Annotated in this window: 15 protein-coding genes and 1 tRNA gene; 8 read left to right on the forward strand and 8 right to left on the reverse strand. The window is 54.9% G+C overall.

Features of this window, described 5'->3' with window-relative positions; translation table 11 throughout:
* Positions 1-53: 53 nt before the first annotated feature.
* Positions 54-377 (reverse strand): HesB/IscA family protein, encoded by a 324-nt coding sequence (locus L0666_RS01285; protein ID WP_472850249.1) that lies wholly within the window; start codon positions 375-377, stop codon positions 54-56.
* Between the two features lie 100 nt (positions 378-477).
* Between L0666_RS01285 and L0666_RS01290 the strand changes: the two genes are divergently transcribed.
* The 8 genes from L0666_RS01290 to L0666_RS01325 all read left to right on the forward strand — a co-directional run bounded on the left by L0666_RS01290 (position 478) and on the right by L0666_RS01325 (position 8,795).
* Positions 478-1,614 (forward strand): deoxyguanosinetriphosphate triphosphohydrolase, encoded by a 1,137-nt coding sequence (locus tag L0666_RS01290; protein ID WP_235257329.1) that lies wholly within the window; start codon positions 478-480, stop codon positions 1,612-1,614.
* Between the two features lie 162 nt (positions 1,615-1,776).
* Positions 1,777-2,841 (forward strand): hypothetical protein, encoded by a 1,065-nt coding sequence (locus L0666_RS01295; protein WP_235257331.1) that lies wholly within the window; start codon positions 1,777-1,779, stop codon positions 2,839-2,841.
* Between the two features lie 295 nt (positions 2,842-3,136).
* On the forward strand, positions 3,137-4,873 hold the full coding sequence (gene argS, locus L0666_RS01300) for an arginine--tRNA ligase (RefSeq protein WP_235257333.1): 1,737 nt from the start codon (positions 3,137-3,139) through the stop codon (positions 4,871-4,873).
* Between the two features lie 66 nt (positions 4,874-4,939).
* A complete protein-coding gene (locus L0666_RS01305) occupies positions 4,940-6,010 on the forward strand; it encodes an SPOR domain-containing protein (RefSeq protein WP_235257335.1) in 1,071 nt (356 codons plus the stop codon).
* Complete coding sequence (locus L0666_RS01310; RefSeq protein ID WP_235257338.1) at positions 6,011-7,000, forward strand: glycoside hydrolase family 3 N-terminal domain-containing protein; 990 nt, start codon at positions 6,011-6,013, stop codon at positions 6,998-7,000.
* A 50-nt stretch (positions 7,001-7,050) separates the two neighbouring features.
* The gene (locus L0666_RS01315; protein ID WP_235257340.1) at positions 7,051-7,833 is read left to right on the forward strand and encodes a segregation and condensation protein A; all 783 of its coding nucleotides are present in this window, start codon (positions 7,051-7,053) and stop codon (positions 7,831-7,833) included.
* On the forward strand, positions 7,830-8,501 hold the full coding sequence (scpB, locus tag L0666_RS01320; protein WP_235257343.1) for an SMC-Scp complex subunit ScpB: 672 nt from the start codon (positions 7,830-7,832) through the stop codon (positions 8,499-8,501). The genes L0666_RS01315 and scpB overlap by 4 nt, the downstream gene beginning before the upstream one ends.
* A gap of 132 nt (positions 8,502-8,633) precedes the next feature.
* A complete protein-coding gene (locus tag L0666_RS01325; RefSeq protein ID WP_235257345.1) occupies positions 8,634-8,795 on the forward strand; it encodes a hypothetical protein in 162 nt (53 codons plus the stop codon).
* 190 nt (positions 8,796-8,985) lie between these two features.
* Here L0666_RS01325 and L0666_RS01330 read toward each other — a convergent pair whose 3' ends face one another.
* From L0666_RS01330 to rpmF, 7 genes are all read right to left on the reverse strand, one after another.
* A complete protein-coding gene (locus L0666_RS01330) occupies positions 8,986-10,062 on the reverse strand; it encodes a 2'-deoxycytidine 5'-triphosphate deaminase (RefSeq protein ID WP_235257346.1) in 1,077 nt (358 codons plus the stop codon).
* A 66-nt stretch (positions 10,063-10,128) separates the two neighbouring features.
* Positions 10,129-10,205: transfer RNA gene (locus L0666_RS01335), tRNA-Pro, on the reverse strand.
* A 64-nt stretch (positions 10,206-10,269) separates the two neighbouring features.
* Positions 10,270-11,037, reverse strand: a complete 768-nt coding sequence (locus tag L0666_RS01340) for a MerR family transcriptional regulator (protein WP_235257348.1) — start codon at positions 11,035-11,037, stop codon at positions 10,270-10,272.
* A gap of 11 nt (positions 11,038-11,048) precedes the next feature.
* A complete protein-coding gene (gene ihfA, locus L0666_RS01345) occupies positions 11,049-11,348 on the reverse strand; it encodes an integration host factor subunit alpha (RefSeq protein WP_235257350.1) in 300 nt (99 codons plus the stop codon).
* A 94-nt stretch (positions 11,349-11,442) separates the two neighbouring features.
* The gene (locus L0666_RS01350) at positions 11,443-12,414 is read right to left on the reverse strand and encodes a beta-ketoacyl-ACP synthase III (protein WP_235257352.1); all 972 of its coding nucleotides are present in this window, start codon (positions 12,412-12,414) and stop codon (positions 11,443-11,445) included.
* 8 nt (positions 12,415-12,422) lie between these two features.
* The gene (gene plsX, locus L0666_RS01355; protein WP_235257354.1) at positions 12,423-13,514 is read right to left on the reverse strand and encodes a phosphate acyltransferase PlsX; all 1,092 of its coding nucleotides are present in this window, start codon (positions 13,512-13,514) and stop codon (positions 12,423-12,425) included.
* 29 nt (positions 13,515-13,543) lie between these two features.
* Positions 13,544-13,750: a 50S ribosomal protein L32 gene (rpmF, locus tag L0666_RS01360; protein ID WP_216037148.1), complete on the reverse strand. Its 207-nt coding sequence runs from the start codon at positions 13,748-13,750 to the stop codon at positions 13,544-13,546.
* Between the last annotated feature and the right edge of the window lie 84 nt (positions 13,751-13,834).

Here is a 13,834-nt window from a genome sequence, read left to right on the forward strand (position 1 = left end):
TGCAGCCCTCGGTTTGTGATGCTGTTTTGCCAGCCTCACGTCAAAGGCACAACCTACATCGAGAAACTGACGCCACAGCCACAAGAGCTGGATGCGTTGGGGTTTTCGATGACAAAGCGTGCGCCAATCAGTTCTTCTGTGAAATCGATGGTCGCATCCGTGAGGAACGGCAGGGAAATGCTGTCGATGATGACTTTCTCTCCGGCGCCTTCGAGTACCAGATCATCGTCTTTCGGCGTGTCCAGATCGATCTCGTATTGGAAACCGGAACAGCCGCCACCCTCAACCGCGATGCGCAGCGCCTTACCGTCAGCATTCGCGCCAATTTCGGACAGGCGCTCAAACGCACGCGAGGTCACTTTAGGGGGAAGAGTCAGCATGATTGCGGCCTTTAGGTTGGGTGATGGTTTCAATATAGGTGGGGGAGGCAGAGGCGACAAGGCAGTGTCGCCCATCACGCAACGATTGGGACAGAATATGACGGCGAGTTACGCTTGCAGTCCAGCGCAAACACGCGGGCGGCTTTACCCTGAAGATGAAAGTGAATTTCGCTCTCCGTTTCAGCGGGATCGGGATCGGATCATCCACGCGTCCGCTTTTCGGCGGCTAAAGCACAAAACCCAAGTGTTTGTGGAACATGAGGGCGATTATTTCCGCACCCGTCTGACCCATTCGATCGAAGTTGCACAGGTGGCAAGAACCATTGCAGGCACTTTGGGTCTGAACGGAGAGCTGACCGAGGCCGTGGCATTGGCGCACGATCTTGGTCACACGCCATTTGGGCATACAGGCGAAGACGCTTTGTCAGATCTGATGAAGCCATATGGCGGTTTCGATCACAACGCGCAGGCAATCCGCATCGTGACGTCGCTTGAAAGGCATTATGCTGAGTGGGACGGTCTGAACCTGACGTGGGAGACCTTGGAAGGCATCGCGAAACACAACGGTCCTGTTGGCGAACCGGTGCCGTATGCGCTTGCCGACTATAATGCCCGCCATGATCTGGAACTGCAGACCCACGCCAGTGCTGAGGCACAGGTTGCCGCATTGGCGGACGACGTGGCCTACAATCACCATGATATCCATGACGGGTTGCGGGCGGAATTGTTCAGCACGGATGATTTATTGGAACTGCCAATTGTTGGCGACTGTTTTCGCGAGGTTGATGCGAAGTACCCGAGCCTTGATAAATACCGCCGCCGTCACGAAGCGTTAAGGCGTTTCTTTGGGGTGTTGGTTGAGGATGTGATCAACATCAGCCGCGCGAACCTTGCGGACCTTGGCCCGCAAACCTGCGCAGACATTCGCGGCGCTGGCCGCATGATGGTGCAGTTTTCGCCAGAGCTATGGTCCGATCTTAAAGTCGTGCGTAAGTTCTTGTTTACACAGATGTATCGCGCGCCAAGCGTCGTGAAAATGCGGGCTGATGTGACGCAAGTTGTCGAAGACCTGTTTCCTCTTTTCATGACGCAACCTGAACATCTGCCAAAGCAATGGCGTAAAGATGTAGCGGCGGCCGCGGATGAAACTGCTTTGGCGCGGATCGTGTCAGATTACATTTCCGGCATGACAGACCGTTTCGCGATTGAAACCCACGCGAGGTTGGTTGGGTAAAAGGGGTGGTGCGCGAACGGCGGCTTTGAGCCCATACTAACCACATTCTGCAATTCAGCCGACGCCGGCTTTGCGATCTCTGCTTATGGTAACCTGAGGATGGATCGAAGCATTGAGCTTGAAACCGTTCAGGATCATAGTTGACGCTGTAGGAGTTGTAATGTGCCGCGAACTTTTTTCTTAGTTGCCATTTGTTTGGCTCTTTCCGGTGCCGTAATGTTTGCAGCCGTGGGCGCAGCAATCAGATCAATGACCTTTTGGCATGGAGTTGATGGGATCAAAGACTGGGACGAGCTTTGCGAGATCGAAAATTGCAGCGAATTTCCACCACTTTATATGACTTACGAAGTTGACGGAGCCCTATATTTTTTCCCAGCGTCGACGCATCCCCCTGATCCATCAAGCAACTTTGTACCTACGTTCTTCGGCGTGCTTCCCACGGGTCACAGAAGAGATGAATCGCGATATAGAAGGTCAATACAGGTGGGGCGAACCTGTTGTACCGGATGGGGCCCACTCGATTTCGATTTATATCTAGAAACTCGAGACGACCACACGATTTCCAGAGGCTTTGGAAGGATTAATAGCGGAACGGACACCATTCGCTTTGGCCGTGGGGTATTGGCCAAGCTTCCCGAGTATTACGGAATAGACACGACCCATCCGTCTGGCGCGTTGCGTGATTTCCGCTTCTATCTGCATAGCCGTGATCGCAGGTCGGATGATTTTCTACTCAACAGTCGTTTGCGGCTTCATCGCCAACAGGAGATCAACGTAAGTCAAAGAACTGGAACGTTGGATTCAATCGTTATGGTTAACTCTGCTTCAGACCTTCCAAATGCGGGTTTACTCAGTTTTAACGACGCGTTTTGGATCGTGGCTGACCGCAGAGAAGTAGATACGGGTCCTTACTTAAGAGGTTTAGCAGTTGTATCCAAATCACCCTTACTACATGGGCGACACGTTTACGGGTCTTGCAGTTATGCTAGTTGTCGCTTTTATTCGTTGTGGTTTAGCGGCGACGTGGAGAACGAAGAGCCCTTGATGATGGTCGAAATGATCGGTGACGATATTGATGTCTTGTCGAACCGTTCTTGTGCTGGAACATTAGGCGACCCTGCCTGTGACCCCGATAGGGTTAGCCTTTCCAACATAAGGCTGCGGTTTGAGGTGGTTGAACAAGTTATCGCGGCACTACGAACACCACGTCCCGCTCTCCACGATTAGTTTTTTGCCCTGATCCGGCAGAGATAGGGGAATGAGAGGATAAGGTATTTCCAAGAAGCGGCCATTCGCGCAGCCGCAGCGAATGCTCACTTCGTCCGCAAAAACGGACTTAGATGGCAGCCGCAAAAATAGTCGATCTTCGTTCGACTTCAGGGTGGGTACGGCGTGTCCGGCTGCTGGATTATCGACTAAGCGCATAGGGACCGATGTAAGTGGCGGGCGGGCCTGAGGGTGGAAGCCTCGTTGACGTAGGAAACGTAGGTGCTAAACGGTCATTTCGCATAAGGAAAAAGCCATGAACCTGTTCGCCGATATCCGCAGCTCCGTGATCACCAGCCTTGAGGCTATGATAGCCGAAGGCGTTTTGCCCGAGGGTCTAGATTTTGCCAACGTTGCGGTCGAGCCACCACGCGATGCAAGTCATGGCGACATGGCGACCAATGCGGCAATGGTTCTGGCCAAACCTGCCAAAGCGAAGCCGCGCGACATCGCAGAGGCGCTGGCCGCAAAGTTGGCCGCAGACCCTCGTATCGCGGGTGCCGAGGTCGCAGGGCCGGGGTTCTTGAACCTGCGTTTGAATGCGAACGTTTGGGCGGATGTGGTTAAGGCCGCGTTGAGCGATCCTGCGTTCGGCAAGTCCACTTTGGGTGCGGATAAGAAAATAAACGTCGAATACGTGAGCGCGAACCCGACGGGGCCGTTGCACGTGGGTCACACGCGCGGCGCGGTGTTTGGGGATGCTTTGGCGTCTCTGCTGGATTACGCGGGCTATGACGTCACGCGCGAGTACTACATCAACGATGGTGGCGCGCAGGTCGACGTTTTGGCGCGCTCCGTCTATTTGCGCTATCTTGAGGCCCACGGCCAAGAGGTGACGTTTGAAGATGGGACCTATCCTGGTGAGTACCTGATCGAGGCTGGCGAGGCTTTGAAAGCCAAGGTTGGCGATGCTTATATCGACAAGGGCGAACAGTATTGGTTGGAAGACGTACGCGAGTTTGGCACCGACGCAATGATGCAGATGATCCGTGATGATCTGGCGTCAATCGGTGTGAAGATGGATGTCTTCTATTCTGAGAAATCACTATACGGTACCGGCCGGATCGAAGCTGCGATTAAGGATCTTGATGACAAAGGCCTGATCTATCGTGGCACGCTTGAGCCGCCAAAAGGCAAGCTGCCAGAAGATTGGGAAGCGCGTGAACAGACCTTGTTCAAGTCCACTGAATTTGGCGATGATGTCGATCGTCCGATCCAGAAATCTGACGGCGCATGGACCTATTTTGCACCTGATATCGCGTACCATTTTGATAAGGTTACCAGAGGCTTCGACGAACTAATTGATGTATTTGGTGCCGACCACGGCGGTTACGTTAAGCGGATGAAGGCGGCTGTTGCTGCGTTGTCTGGCAACAGCGTGCCGCTGGACATCAAACTCACCCAGCTGGTGAAGTTGTTCAAGAACGGTGAGCCGTTCAAGATGTCCAAACGGGCGGGCACGTTTATCATGCTGCGTGATCTGGTGGAACAGGTCGGCGCGGATGTGACGCGGTTTCATATGCTCACCCGTAAGAACGACGCGCCGCTCGATTTTGATTTCGATAAGGTGACCGAACAGTCCAAAGACAATCCAGTTTTCTATGTTCAATACGCCAGCGCGCGGGTTCATTCTGTGCTGCGCAAAGCCGCGGAGGCGGGGATTGATACGTCTGATCTGGCCGCGGCTGACATGGCGCTTGCGTCTTCCGAAGCCGAGTTGACGCTTGCTGCGAAGATCGCGGAGTGGCCGCGTTTGGTCGAAATCGCGGCTAAGGGCCATGAGCCGCACCGCATTGCATTCTACCTTTATGATTTGGCGTCTGAAGTGCACGCACTTTGGAACCGTGGCAACGATGATCTGTCTTTGCGGTTCCTGCAAGAAGACGATGTCCCGGCGTCACAGGCGAAAATCGCCCTCATTCTTGCCGCCAGCGTTGTAATTTCTCACGGTTTGGGTATCTTGGGCGTAACTCCAGCGGAAGAGATGCGCTAAAGCGCACGTGTCTGGGGCCAAGAGGCGTAAATAGTAGCGGATTAATCCGTTCAGTGAGGCAGACACATGGCAGATTTTACAGCGGGCCCAAATGGGGCAGGCGCAGGGACTCCGTCCGGTATAGGTGCAGGCAAATACGTAAACGTGGCAGCTGCCGCGATATCGGTTGCACTCATCGGTGGCGTTGGGGTCTGGGGTTTTAAGCTCTTGATGCGTGACGTAACTGGGGTTCCGGTCGTTCGTGCGATGGAAGGCGAGATGCGGGTCGCACCCGAAAATCCAGGCGGTGAAATTGCAAGCCATGTAGGGCTGTCCGTGAACTCTGTCCCCGCCGAAGGTGGCGCAGCCGAGCCCGAGGATCGTTTGGTTCTTGCACCGAGCAACGTAAATCTTCAGGCCGAAGATATGAATGTCGCACCTACGATTGCCGAAGCGAGCGAAGTCGTTGTGGCCGAGGCTCCCGAAGTTGTTGACCCACTGGCCCAAGCCGTACCAGCAACCTTGACCGAAACAACAGAAGTGGAATCCGAACAGATTGCCGCTTTGGCAACGCCCGTTGATCCGTCTACACCGTTGACTGCCAATGACATTTTGGCACTGGCGGACCAGATTGCGGCAGGTGCCAACCCGATGACAGATTTGGCCGAAGGTCAGGATGTCCCGATTGAAGTCGCCGTTAATGGCGTGACTGTTGATCCAGATATTATTCCTGATGCGGTGCCCGGTGTGCGCAGATCTCCGCGACCGACTTCGCGCCCTGCGAACCGCACCTTTGCCGCCGCCGTCGTGCCTGCCGCAGCGACGGCAACAGCCGCCGCACCAACCGCCACCACATCAGTTGCAGCAAGCGGTATTCGCGGCGAAGTTACAACGACGCCGATCCCTGTTGGCACGAAACTTGTACAGTTGGGTGCTTTTGACAGCGCCGATATTGCTGCCGCGGAATGGGTCCGTATGACGGGCCGTTTCCCAGACTTTTTTGATGGCAAAGAACAGGTGATCCAACAGGCAACGTCAGGTGGTCGGACGTTCTTCCGCTTGCGCGCGACTGGGTTTGCTGACCTGAGTGATGCACGCCGCTTCTGTGCGGCAATGTCAGCTGAAGGTGCTGCCTGTATTCCGGTTGTGGTGCGTTAAGTGACCTTCGGAGCTGCGATCTTTGGCCCTGAGGGGCCAGAGATAACGGATTGGGAACGCGCGTATTTTCGGGACTATAAGCCGTTTGGCTTTATCTTGTTTGCGCGCAATGTGGAAAATCCGGATCAATTGAAACGCCTTTGCGCCGATCTGCGCGAAGCGGCGGGCCATGACGCCCCGATCTTGGTCGACCAAGAAGGCGGTCGCGTTCAACGTCTGCGAGAGCCACATTGGCGCCAATGGCTACCGCCGCTTGAGCAAATGGAACAGGCAAGTGATCCGATGCGCGCCATGTGGCTGCGCTACAGGATCATTGCAGAGGAATTGCGCACTGTTGGCATCGATAGCAATTGTGCACCCTGTGCCGATATTACGGCGCGGCTCACCCACCCGTTTTTGCGAAACCGCTGTTATGGCGGCGATGCTGTGACGGTGATGGATGCGTCGCGGGCGGTGGCGGACGCGCATTTGGCGGGTGGGGTGCTGCCTGTCGTTAAACATATTCCGGGACATGGCCGTGCGACGGTGGACAGCCATAAAAACCTACCGACAGTGACTGCCACCCGCGAAGAGTTGGATCGCGAAGATTTCGCACCATTCAAGGCGCTGGCCGATCTGCCACTGGGCATGACCGCGCATATCGTGTTCGAAGACATCGACGATAGTGCACCAGCAACCACCAGCCGCGTGATGATGGATGTGATCCGCCATGATATCGGATTCAACGGATTGTTGATGACTGATGACATCGGAATGGAAGCTTTGTCGGGGGATGTGGCACAACGATCTTCGGCATCTATCGCGGCGGGATGTGACGTGATTTTGCATTGCTGTGGCGATGCAACAGAAATCGTTCAGGTCGGTGAAGCCGCTGGTCAAATGACGGATGCAGCACAGGCCCGCGCAGAAGCGGCCTTGTTGATGCGCAAATCACCAACGCCCGTTGACATTGACGCCCTGTCAGAGGAATTTGACGACCTATTGAACTAAGCATCCAGTTGCGGTGCCGGGGCCTGCGTTAGGCCCTAATATGGGGCGTTATGTCGGATACCACAGGCCAATTAACCATGGACGTAAGCGACCGCCTTGCAGCGGAAGCGCTGATTGTGGATGTGGACGGCTTTGAAGGGCCGCTTGACCTTCTTCTGACGCTTTCACGGACCCAAAAGGTTGATTTGCGCCAAATCTCTGTGCTGGCTTTGGCGGAACAATATCTGGCGTTCATCGACAAAGCGCGGGATCTGCGCTTGGAACTGGCAGCTGATTACCTTGTGATGGCTGCATGGTTGGCGTTCCTTAAGTCCCGTTTGTTGTTGCCCCCCGATCCAAGTGAAGAGGGGCCGAGCGGCGAAGAGTTGGCCGCGCATTTGGCGTTCCAGCTTGAACGGTTGTCTGCGATGCGCGATCACGCGGCAAAACTGATGGCCCGCGATCAATTGGGGCGTGACTTTTTTGCGCGCGGTATTACCGAAGACGTAACCCGAACACGCCGTGTGACATACACCGCGACACTGTTGGATTTGATGCAAGGCTATGCGCGGATCAGAACTAAGGACGAATTCCGCCCCTTCGTGATGGATCGCGACCGCGTGTTTACAATGGAAGAAGCCTTGGGCCGAATGCGCGGGTTGATCGGTTTTGCAGGCGAGTGGACCGATATTCTATCCTATTTGCCCGAGGGCTGGGAAATGGACCCTGTGAAGCGGCGTTCAGCGACAGCCAGCACTTTTGCTGCCTCCTTGGAATTGGCCAAAGAAGGCAAGATTGAACTGCGGCAGGGCGATGTGTTCGCGCCGATCCAGATCAGAAAGAAAGACCGATGAGCGAAGATCAAACGCCCGAAAACGCAGGGGAACAGCCCGAAGAAAGCCTGTTCGAAGCCCCCCCCATGGGCGAACAAGAACGCATGGTCGAAGCGATCCTGTTTGCGAGTGCGGAACCTGTGACGGTCAAAGAACTTGCGGGGAGAATGCCCCATGGGTGTGACCCAGCAGAAGCCTTGGTGCATCTGCGTAAACGCTACGAAGGACGCGGCGTGACCCTTATTAAGGTGGGCGATGCTTGGGCGATGCGGACGGCCCCTGATCTTGGGTTCTTGATGCAAAAAGAAACAGTTGAGACCCGCAAACTGTCACGTGCAGCTGTCGAAACATTGGCGATTGTGGCCTATCATCAACCTGTCACCCGCGCAGAAATCGAAGAAATTCGCGGCGTAAGCGTGAGCCGCGGAACCGTAGATCAACTGATCGAGTTGGAATGGATTCGATTTGGCCGTCGCCGCATGACACCAGGGCGACCTGTGACATTTGTTGTCACGCAGGATTTCTTGGATCACTTCGGTCTGGAAAGCGCGCGCGACTTGCCTGGGTTGAAAGAATTGCGCTCTGCTGGCCTGTTGGAAAGCCGCCCGGCGCCAAGCTTGGCATCAGATGAAGATAGCGAAGATGGCGATGAGGATGAGAACCAGTCCGAGATGTTCGACGAAGCATAAGGTGGATGCCGCCCTCAAAATGCCGAATTTTCCTGAGAAAACTTGGGAAATGGGCCAACTACGACTATGTAGGTCCCAATGATCGGAGAATGATCCATGGAACGACTTTTGAATATGATCCTGCGACGCCTTATGAATAAAGGCATTAACAGTGGTATGCGGGCGATGTCCAAACGCGGGCAACGAGACAGCGATGAAAGCCAAGAAGCACGGAAAATGAACCGTCAGGGCCAACAAAACACCCGTGGGCTGCGCCAAACGACACGTATGTTGCGCCGTATCAGCAAGTTCTGATTGCGCCATAAAAGATTTTTCAACGACGGCGCTGCATAAGCCCCGACGTATTGGACAGAGGTCATGGACGTTCAGACGTCGTTGGTCGCACTGTTCTTGGGCTCATATGGGCGAAAAGTACGCGTGATAAGGCGTGCCTGTGTCAGTTCAAACACCCTATCATGAGGCGGTTGCCCAAGAGAATGTCCTACTAGGACTTGAAATGCTTGGATAATTTCAGGCCTTGGCCTTGATAGTTTGACTTGATGTCCTGACCATAAAGCGCAGCTGGTGTCTGGGACATGTGTTCATAAACCAAACGCCCGACGACTTGTCCGTGTTCCAACACAAAAGGAGCTTCGTGGCAGCGGACTTCGAGAACGCCACGCGACCCCGCGCCTCCGGCGCTGTCCCATCCGAAGCCTGGATCAAAGAAACCCGCGTAGTGAACGCGGAATTCGCCGACCATCGCGAGATAAGGGGCCATTTCCGCCGCGCAATCTGGCGGGATCGCGATGGATTCGCGGCTGACCAAAATATAGAACGCGCCGGGGTCGAGGATGATGCGCCCCTCAGTCGTGCGTACTTCTTCCCAAAAATCTGCAGGATCATAGTGGTTGAGCTGGGACAGATCGATGACGCCTGTGTGGGGTTTCGCACGATACCCGACGAGGTCCCCTTTGTGTGGCAATAGGTCGACCGAAAACCCAAGCCCATCGGAAATGACGGCGTCACCGTCAACAATTGGGGTTTTGGCGTGCAAGGCAGCGAGTTCTTCATCAGACATAAAGGATTTGCCCTGACGAAAGATGATCTGATTCAACATCAAGCCGGGTTTGACCAAAACAGAAAATGAACGAGGGCAGATTTCGACAAACAACGGCCCGTCATAACCGTCTGGTACGCGGTCGAATTCAACGCCGTTATCCGTAATGATCCGTGTCAAAAGATCGAGCCGTCCAATCGAGGACTTGGCACTGGCAGCCGCAGTCATACCTTGGGGCAGGGACAGTCGTTCCATCAAAGGAACAACATAGACGCATCCCTTTTCTAGGACCGCACCATCGGTCAGATCAATCTCGTGCATGGTGAATTGTTCAAGGCGTTCGCTGACACTATGGCCACGTCCTGCAAGGAAAGAAGCGCGCACACGGTAGGCGCGGGTGCCAAGTCGCAGATCTAGGGATGCAGGTTGGACCTGACCTGTCTGAAACGCCTCGGAGGCAGCAATAGCGCCGGACTGCATGAGCAATTCGATTTGGGTGTCAGAAAGAACGCCTGTTTTCATGTCAAACCTTTGATCTTGGTGCAAAAACGCCCACCAACGCAAACGCGTGGCGGGCGGTTTTGAAGTTGGTCGGGCTAGCAGGACTCGAACCTGCGACCTTCCGTCCCCCAGACGGACGCGCTACCAGGCTGCGCCATAGCCCGACTTGGGGCACGTCATATCGCATATGCGCGGTAGGGCAAGGCGTAAAACGCACCAATCGCACGCCTAGCGCGACTCGATACGGTCGCGCAGTTTTTGCATCCGTGAAAGCAGTGGCGCAATTTCGCGGGCCCGTTTGGACAGATCATCAGCTTGAGTCTTTTGCAGGAGATGAAAGATTCGCGCGGGCGCTTTGCTGTCGCTGTCAGACGGATCAGACGGGATATCCAATTTGGCGACAGGGGCAGGGGTGGGCTCTGGGTCCGCCGCCGGTTCATCGTCTTTTGCGTCTTTTGGCGTAGTCTCGGAAAGGTTCAAAGATAGCGCTGGACCTTTCTTGTCTTCAGCAGTCGGCGGCAACTTTACGACATTGGTGATTTCAACGTCATTCGAGTCTGCCTCAGCCTTTTCTGTTTCAGGCGTCGCTTCTGGCTTTGTTTCCTCTTCAGACGTCGCTTCTGCTGGAGCAGGCTCTTCGACGGAAGCCGGTTCATCTGAAACGGCCTCAGCGGGGGTCACATCAACCACGTCTTCTTCTTTTTGGGATTCGATGGATTCCAAGATGTCTGCGCCAATGGCGGTGACGTGTTTAACACCCTGTTCACGTAGAGTTTTTTGTGCGCCTTTGATGGTCATTCCATCTTCGTGCAGCAGCTTTTTGATGCCCGCCAGCAGGTGCAAATCACCAGGGCGATAATAGCGTCGCCCGCCAGCCCGCTTAACGGGTTTCACTTGGCTGAATTTGCTTTCCCAAAACCGCAAAACATGCGCGGGAGTGTCCAGCGCATCAGATACTTCTGAAATGGTACGAAAAGCGTCGCGGGATTTGGACATCCCAGCGACCCTTACTTATTGCCCGCTGCGACGCGGTCTTTCATAAGATGGCTCGGGCGGAAGCTCAGTACGCGGCGTGGTGTGATGGGAACTTCTTCACCAGTCTTAGGATTGCGACCAATGCGGGCAGCTTTGTCGCGAATAGAGAAGGTACCAAAAGAAGAGATTTTCACGCTGTCACCGTTTGCCAGTGCATCAGACATATGTGTCAAAACGCTTTCAACCAGATCGGCGCTTTCGTTGCGCGACAGGCCTACTTCTTCGTGGACGGCGTCGGCAAGATCCATACGCGTAAGTGTCTTATCAGTCATCGTGTCCCCCTGATGTTTCAGCAACATTAGGCTAAGGGGAAAAGATAAGTCAATAACAGTGGCTTGCCTGATGTTGGTTGCGCCAGAAATCCGCTTACCAACGTAGAACGACAGCGCCCCATGCCAAACCACCACCTATGGCTTCAGTGACTGTAAGATCACCCTCTTTGATTTGGCCGCGCTCAACCCCGACCGACAGCGCGAGGGGGATGGAGGCCGCAGATGTATTGCCGTGATCTTGGACTGTGACGACAACCTTATCCATGGACACACCGAGTTTTTTGGCGGTGCCTTGGATGATGCGGATGTTGGCTTGATGTGGGACGATCCAATCGACGTCGTCGTGACCAAGGCCAGCCTTCGTCAGGGCAGTGTCCGCTGTTGATGCAAGCTTTTCAACGGCTTGGCGGAAAAGGGCGTTGCCTTGCATCTTGATGAAGCCAGTCTGGTTGGACACCATTCCACCATCCACATACAGCATATCGCGGTAGCGGCCGTCCGAGTTGAGGTCGACGCCGAGGATACCTCGATCGCTGGAGCCGCCCGTGCCGGTCTGTGCCTCAAGGATCAGCGCGCCAGCGCCATCACCAAAGAGAACGCAGGTGCCGCGGTCCGTGAAATCTAAAATGCGTGAGAACGTTTCTGCGCCAATCACCAAGACGCGCTTGGCCTGACCGGAAATAATCATGCCGTTGGCGTTGGCCAGTGCGTACACAAAGCCAGCACAGACGGCTTGGATGTCGTAAGCAAACCCTTGGGTCATTCCGAGTTTTTGCTGAATCATCGTGGCTGCAGATGGGAATGTCAGGTCCGGTGTCGAGGTCGCGACAATCACGGCATCTATATCGTCAGCCTCAAGACCCGCCATCTCAAGCGCTTTTTGAGCCGCCTTAGTGCCAAGGTCGGACGTAAATTCATTGTCGGCCGCAAAGTGACGACGTTCAATACCAGAACGGGTTTTGATCCATTCATCTGTCGTGTCGAGCGTGTCTTCGAAGTAGCTGTTTGGAACAACACGGTCAGGCAGGTAGTGGCCAACGCCACGAACGATTGCACGGATGGTCATTGTATTTGTCAGTCCTTTGCCGCGCTAAGGGCGGTTTCTTCCGTAGCGTTATCTTGGGCAAGGACGGCGGCTGATGCAACCCGCGCGGCCAGCTTGTCCGAAAATCCAGACCGCCCGAGCTGTGCCGCAAGCGTTACAGCGGCGGCAACGCCCGTCGCATCGGCGCCTCCGTGGCTTTTGACGACGGTTCCGTTAAGGCCCAAGAAAACCCCACCGTTCACACGGCGAGGGTCAATTTTCTTCTTCAAGCGGCCCAAGGACGTAGCGGCGAGTAGGGCTGCTATGCGTGAAAACGGTGTGGCCTTGAATGCGGATCGCAAGGACGCAGAGATAAAGTTTGCGGTGCCTTCACCGGTCTTGAGCGCAATATTGCCGGTGAACCCGTCTGTGACGATGACATCGGTGCGGTCTTTGGGCAAATCGCCACCCTCAACGAATCCCACATACTCAAATTCGCCACGCGGAGCCGCATCGCCAATCATTTCGTGCGCGACCTTTAGTTCGGCGCGGCCTTTGTGTTCTTCTGTCCCGACGTTCAAAAGCCCGACTCGCGGTTTCGCGATGCCAAGGCCGTTTCGGGCGTAGGATGCCCCCATCAAAGCGTATGTTAGCAAATCTTCTTCGTCGGCGCGAATGTCAGCGCCTGCATCCAACATTACGTTGAAGCCTACTTTGTTGGTTGAGGGCCAAAGACAGGCGATAGCAGGGCGGTTCACGCCTTCTGCTTTGCGCAGGCGGATCATCGACACTGCCATCAATGCACCCGTGTTGCCGCACGACACACAAACAGCGGCCTCACCATCACGAACAGCATCAACGGCTGACCACATAGATGTGTTCTTGCCGTGGCGCATGACGTGGGACGGCTTATCTGTCATCGAAACGACATCTGGTGCGTCCACGATTGTGACCGAGTCCGAGATTTTACGTTTAGAAACCAGCGATTTAAGCTGTTCTTCAGGTCCGTGCAGCAAGATCCGAACATCGGGGTTCTTACGCAGAAACTGAGCAAGGCCCGCGACTACTGGCGCGGGCCCTTCGTCGCCGCCCATGGCGTCGACTGAAATAATAAGTGGTAACGAACTGTCAGAACCGGACATAGATATCCCTTTCCGACCAAGCCTATGGCTTATGCTGCGTCGTCGTCCAGATCGATTTCGTCTGCTTGCGCAATTACTTCACGATCAGCGTAAGACCCGCAAGATGGGCATACGTGGTGTGGGCGCTTCAGTTCGCCGCAGGATGTGCATTCGTTCGGGTTCGCACCATCAAGAGCGTGGTGGGACCGACGATTGTTGCGGCGGGAGGTGGAGATTTTATTCTGTGGGACAGCCATTGTGACAACCTCGGAGTAGTGGGGCGTATCAAGGATAGACCCGTTTGAATTTCGTTTTCGTATGACGTTCGGACGGGCTTTAGG

It is taken from the genome of Octadecabacter algicola, assembly GCF_021532625.1.
Lineage (GTDB): Bacteria > Pseudomonadota > Alphaproteobacteria > Rhodobacterales > Rhodobacteraceae > Octadecabacter > Octadecabacter algicola.

Coding starts and splice junctions, on each gene's coding strand:
- plsX (WP_235257354.1), bottom strand. CDS start 13,514: ATGTCCGGTTCTGACAGTTCGTTACCACTTATTATTTCAGTCGACGCC.
- L0666_RS01290 (WP_235257329.1), top strand. CDS start 478: ATGACGGCGAGTTACGCTTGCAGTCCAGCGCAAACACGCGGGCGGCTT.
- L0666_RS01350 (WP_235257352.1), bottom strand. CDS start 12,414: ATGACCATCCGTGCAATCGTTCGTGGCGTTGGCCACTACCTGCCTGAC.
- argS (WP_235257333.1), top strand. CDS start 3,137: ATGAACCTGTTCGCCGATATCCGCAGCTCCGTGATCACCAGCCTTGAG.
- scpB (WP_235257343.1), top strand. CDS start 7,830: ATGAGCGAAGATCAAACGCCCGAAAACGCAGGGGAACAGCCCGAAGAA.
- L0666_RS01330 (WP_235257346.1), bottom strand. CDS start 10,062: ATGAAAACAGGCGTTCTTTCTGACACCCAAATCGAATTGCTCATGCAG.
- ihfA (WP_235257350.1), bottom strand. CDS start 11,348: ATGACTGATAAGACACTTACGCGTATGGATCTTGCCGACGCCGTCCAC.
- L0666_RS01305 (WP_235257335.1), top strand. CDS start 4,940: ATGGCAGATTTTACAGCGGGCCCAAATGGGGCAGGCGCAGGGACTCCG.
- rpmF (WP_216037148.1), bottom strand. CDS start 13,750: ATGGCTGTCCCACAGAATAAAATCTCCACCTCCCGCCGCAACAATCGT.
- L0666_RS01315 (WP_235257340.1), top strand. CDS start 7,051: ATGTCGGATACCACAGGCCAATTAACCATGGACGTAAGCGACCGCCTT.
- L0666_RS01325 (WP_235257345.1), top strand. CDS start 8,634: ATGAATAAAGGCATTAACAGTGGTATGCGGGCGATGTCCAAACGCGGG.
- L0666_RS01340 (WP_235257348.1), bottom strand. CDS start 11,037: ATGTCCAAATCCCGCGACGCTTTTCGTACCATTTCAGAAGTATCTGAT.